This window comes from Paucibacter sp. B2R-40 (assembly GCF_025717555.1).
In the GTDB taxonomy this organism is placed as follows: domain Bacteria; phylum Pseudomonadota; class Gammaproteobacteria; order Burkholderiales; family Burkholderiaceae_C; genus Paucibacter_A.
The window spans coordinates 1-5,277 of record NZ_JAJIRP010000022.1 but is presented as its reverse complement, the minus strand read 5'-3'; the positions used below and the strand labels follow the sequence as shown (position 1 = coordinate 5,277).

General features: G+C 51.4%; 2 tRNA genes and 2 rRNA genes. All 4 read left to right on the top strand.

Going from position 1 to position 5,277, the window contains the following annotated elements:
- The first annotated feature begins 35 nt into the window (after positions 1–35).
- Positions 36–1,559, top strand: a 16S ribosomal RNA gene (locus tag LNV09_RS24530).
- 187 nt (positions 1,560–1,746) lie between these two features.
- Positions 1,747–1,823, top strand: a tRNA-Ile gene (locus LNV09_RS24525).
- Positions 1,824–1,835: 12 nt separating this feature from the next.
- Positions 1,836–1,911 (top strand) — tRNA-Ala (locus LNV09_RS24520).
- A gap of 350 nt (positions 1,912–2,261) precedes the next feature.
- Positions 2,262–5,142: ribosomal RNA gene (locus tag LNV09_RS24515) — 23S ribosomal RNA — on the top strand.
- The 16S and 23S rRNA genes sit together here with 2 tRNA genes alongside, the layout of an rRNA operon.
- Positions 5,143–5,277: the final 135 nt, after the last annotated feature.

Sequence of the window (5,277 nt, the reverse complement as noted above, 5' to 3'; positions counted from 1 at the left end):
TGGTTTTAGTCGATTCCGTTGAGTAAAACAAGATCGAACTGTAGAGTTTGATCCTGGCTCAGATTGAACGCTGGCGGCATGCCTTACACATGCAAGTCGAACGGTAACAGGTTAAGCTGACGAGTGGCGAACGGGTGAGTAATATATCGGAACGTGCCCAGTTGTGGGGGATAACTACTCGAAAGAGTGGCTAATACCGCATGAGACCTGAGGGTGAAAGCGGGGGATCGCAAGACCTCGCGCAATTGGAGCGGCCGATATCAGATTAGCTAGTTGGTGGGGTAAAAGCCCACCAAGGCCACGATCTGTAGCTGGTCTGAGAGGACGACCAGCCACACTGGGACTGAGACACGGCCCAGACTCCTACGGGAGGCAGCAGTGGGGAATTTTGGACAATGGACGAAAGTCTGATCCAGCCATGCCGCGTGCGGGAAGAAGGCCTTCGGGTTGTAAACCGCTTTTGTCAGGGAAGAAACGGCTCGCTCTAATACAGTGGGCTAATGACGGTACCTGAAGAATAAGCACCGGCTAACTACGTGCCAGCAGCCGCGGTAATACGTAGGGTGCAAGCGTTAATCGGAATTACTGGGCGTAAAGCGTGCGCAGGCGGTTATGCAAGACAGATGTGAAATCCCCGGGCTCAACCTGGGAACTGCATTTGTGACTGCATGGCTAGAGTACGGTAGAGGGGGATGGAATTCCGCGTGTAGCAGTGAAATGCGTAGATATGCGGAGGAACACCGATGGCGAAGGCAATCCCCTGGACCTGTACTGACGCTCATGCACGAAAGCGTGGGGAGCAAACAGGATTAGATACCCTGGTAGTCCACGCCCTAAACGATGTCAACTGGTTGTTGGGAGGGTTTCTTCTCAGTAACGAAGCTAACGCGTGAAGTTGACCGCCTGGGGAGTACGGCCGCAAGGTTGAAACTCAAAGGAATTGACGGGGACCCGCACAAGCGGTGGATGATGTGGTTTAATTCGATGCAACGCGAAAAACCTTACCTACCCTTGACATGGACAGAATCCTGAAGAGATTTGGGAGTGCTTGAAAGAGAACTGTCACACAGGTGCTGCATGGCCGTCGTCAGCTCGTGTCGTGAGATGTTGGGTTAAGTCCCGCAACGAGCGCAACCCTTGTCATTAGTTGCTACGAAAGGGCACTCTAATGAGACTGCCGGTGACAAACCGGAGGAAGGTGGGGATGACGTCAGGTCATCATGGCCCTTATGGGTAGGGCTACACACGTCATACAATGGCCGGTACAGAGGGCTGCCAACCCGCGAGGGGGAGCTAATCCCAGAAAACCGGTCGTAGTCCGGATCGTAGTCTGCAACTCGACTGCGTGAAGTCGGAATCGCTAGTAATCGCGGATCAGCTTGCCGCGGTGAATACGTTCCCGGGTCTTGTACACACCGCCCGTCACACCATGGGAGCGGGTTCTGCCAGAAGTAGTTAGCCTAACCGCAAGGAGGGCGATTACCACGGCAGGGTTCGTGACTGGGGTGAAGTCGTAACAAGGTAGCCGTATCGGAAGGTGCGGCTGGATCACCTCCTTTCTAGAAATGGTCGAGCCACGGTTGAGTTACTTGTAATTCAGCATGAGCGAGATCCACATGTACTCAGATTTAAGCGCCCACACTTATCGGCTGTAATGCACAGTGAATGAATATTGAAGAAGTGAGCCTGCCGAGCTGGCCTCCACAGGAAAGCTTCAGATCCGCAGGCCACGAGTGAAGAACGCGTGGGTCTGTAGCTCAGTTGGTTAGAGCATCGTCTTGATAAGGCGGGGGTCGCTGGTTCGAATCCAGCCAGACCCACCACGGTAAGTCCGGGGGGGATTAGCTCAGTTGGGAGAGCACCTGCTTTGCAAGCAGGGGGTCAACGGTTCGAACCCGTTATCCTCCACCACCACTTCAGCATCAGATATTCATTCATTGAGATGACAAACCAAAGTATCCGCGAACTGTGAAGTTCAGCGGTTGTTCTGGTTTGTCAGTTCAAACTGGCTGTGTTCTTTAACAATTTGTAGAGTCGAATCAGCGCTGCTAGCGGAAAGCTTAGCTTCTTTGTAAAGGGAGTTGGGCACCGTGCCGCTAGTAGCATTTTGATTGCGTCAAACATAGACTTCAACTGAGCAAGAAATTGTTTAGATATGAAGGACGGCGTAACGCGTAAATACTCAAATAACGTATGGACCGATGAAACGGGTCTGTACGAGTTCTTGACCGACACTGCCGTCAGCGGTGTCAAAGTTATAGGGTCAAGTGACTAAGTGCATATGGTGGATGCCTAGGCGATTACAGGCGACGAAAGACGTGATAGCCTGCGATAAGCTTCGGGGAGCTGGCAAATTAGCTTTGATCCGGAGATTTCTGAATGGGGAAACCCACCGCGCGAGCGGTAACTCTGACTGAATACATAGGTCATTGTGGCGAACCGGGTGAACTGAAACATCTCAGTAGCTCGAGGAAAAGACATCAACCGAGATTCCGAAAGTAGCGGCGAGCGAAATTGGAGTAGCCTTTACGTTTTAGCATCGTGTATATCAGAACGGAATGGAAAGTCCGGCCATAGCGGGTGATAGCCCCGTATGAAAAATGCTGCGGTGTGGAACTAAGCGTAAGACAAGTAGGGCGGGACACGAGAAATCCTGTCTGAATATGGGGGGACCATCCTCCAAGGCTAAATACTCGTAATCGACCGATAGTGAACTAGTACCGTGAGGGAAAGGCGAAAAGAACCCCGGGAGGGGAGTGAAATAGATCCTGAAACCGTATGCATACAAAAAGTAGGAGCCGCAAGGTGACTGCGTACCTTTTGTATAATGGGTCAGCGACTTACATTCAGTGGCGAGGTTAACCGAATAGGGAAGCCGTAGAGAAATCGAGTCCGAATAGGGCGAATTAGTCGCTGGGTGTAGACCCGAAACCAAGTGATCTATCCATGGCCAGGATGAAGGTACCGTAACAGGTGCTGGAGGTCCGAACCGACTAATGTTGCAAAATTAGCGGATGAGCTGTGGATAGGGGTGAAAGGCTAAACAAACTTGGAAATAGCTGGTTCTCTCCGAAAACTATTTAGGTAGTGCCTCAAGTATTACCATCGGGGGTAGAGCACTGTTATGGCTAGGGGGTCATGGCGACTTACCAAACCATTGCAAACTCCGAATACCGATGAGTACAGCTTGGGAGACAGAGCACCGGGTGCTAACGTCCGGACTCAAGAGGGAAACAACCCAGACCGCCAGCTAAGGTCCCCAAAATTGGCTAAGTGGGAAACGAAGTGGGAAGGCTAAAACAGTCAGGATGTTGGCTTAGAAGCAGCCATCATTTAAAGAAAGCGTAATAGCTCACTGATCGAGTCGTCCTGCGCGGAAGATGTAACGGGGCTAAGCCAGTTACCGAAGCTGCGGATGTGCAATTTATTGCACGTGGTAGGAGAGCGTTCTGTAAGCCTGTGAAGGTGGTTTGTGAAGACTGCTGGAGGTATCAGAAGTGCGAATGCTGACATGAGTAGCGTTAAAGGGGGTGAAAAGCCCCCTCGCCGAAAGCGCAAGGTTTCCTACGCAACGTTCATCGGCGTAGGGTGAGTCGGCCCCTAAGGCGAGGCAGAGATGCGTAGCTGATGGGAAACAGGTAAATATTCCTGTACCGATTACAAGTGCGATGTGGGGACGGAGAAGGTTAGCTCAGCCAACTGTTGGATATGTTGGTTCAAGCGTGTAGTCATGCCCCTTAGGCAAATCCGGGGGGCTTAGATGAGGCGTGATAACGAGTCTGCTTGCAGACGAAGTGAGTGATACCCTGCTTCCAGGAAAAGCCACTAAGCTTCAGCTTGTAATTGACCGTACCGCAAACCGACACTGGTGCGCGAGATGAGTATTCTAAGGCGCTTGAGAGAACTCTGGAGAAGGAACTCGGCAAATTGACACCGTAACTTCGGAAGAAGGTGTGCCTCTAGTATGTGTAGAGATTTACTCTCGAAGCAGAATGAGGCCGCAGAGAATCGGTGGCTGCAACTGTTTATTAAAAACACAGCACTCTGCAAAGACGAAAGTCGACGTATAGGGTGTGACTCCTGCCCGGTGCTGGAAGATTAAATGATGGGGTGCAAGCTCTTGACTGAAGTCCCAGTAAACGGCGGCCGTAACTATAACGGTCCTAAGGTAGCGAAATTCCTTGTCGGGTAAGTTCCGACCTGCACGAATGGAGTAATGATGGCCACACTGTCTCCTCCAGAGACTCAGCGAAGTTGAAATGTTTGTGATGATGCAATCTCCCCGCGGAAAGACGGAAAGACCCCATGAACCTTTACTGTAGCTTTACATTGGATTTTGAACAGACCTGTGTAGGATAGGTGGGAGGCTTTGAAACCTGGGCGCTAGCTCAGGTGGAGCCAACGTTGAAATACCACCCTGGTGTGTTTGAGGTTCTAACCTTGGTCCCTTATCGGGATTGGGGACAGTGTATGGTGGGCAGTTTGACTGGGGCGGTCTCCTCCCAAAGTGTAACGGAGGAGTTCGAAGGTACGCTAAATACGGTCGGAAATCGTGTTGATAGTGCATTGGCATAAGCGTGCTTGACTGCGAGACTGACAAGTCGAGCAGGTACGAAAGTAGGACAAAGTGATCCGGTGGTTCTGTATGGAAGGGCCATCGCTCAACGGATAAAAGGTACTCTGGGGATAACAGGCTGATACCGCCCAAGAGTTCATATCGACGGCGGTGTTTGGCACCTCGATGTCGGCTCATCTCATCCTGGGGCTGTAGCCGGTCCCAAGGGTATGGCTGTTCGCCATTTAAAGAGGTACGTGAGCTGGGTTTAAAACGTCGTGAGACAGTTTGGTCCCTATCTTCCGTGGGCGCTGCAAGATTGAGAGAGCCTGCTCCTAGTACGAGAGGACCGGAGTGGACGCACCTCTGGTGTACCGGTTGTCACGCCAGTGGCATCGCCGGGTAGCTAAGTGCGGAAGAGATAACCGCTGAAAGCATCTAAGCGGGAAACTCGTCTCAAGATGAGTCTTGCCGGGGCCTAGAGCCCCCTGAAGGGTCGTTCGAGACCAGGACGTTGATAGGCTGGGTGTGGAAGCGCGGTAACGCGTTAAGCTAACCAGTACTAATTGCCCGTGAGGCTTGACCCTATAACTTTGACAGCTCAATGCGTGGGAACACAAATTGAGTAGATCAAGGATATTTGAGAAAAGTACAAGTTATACCGTTCTTCAAAGAAGTCCGAGTTAACGCAATCAAAATAGAAGCTGATTCGAAGTGCAATA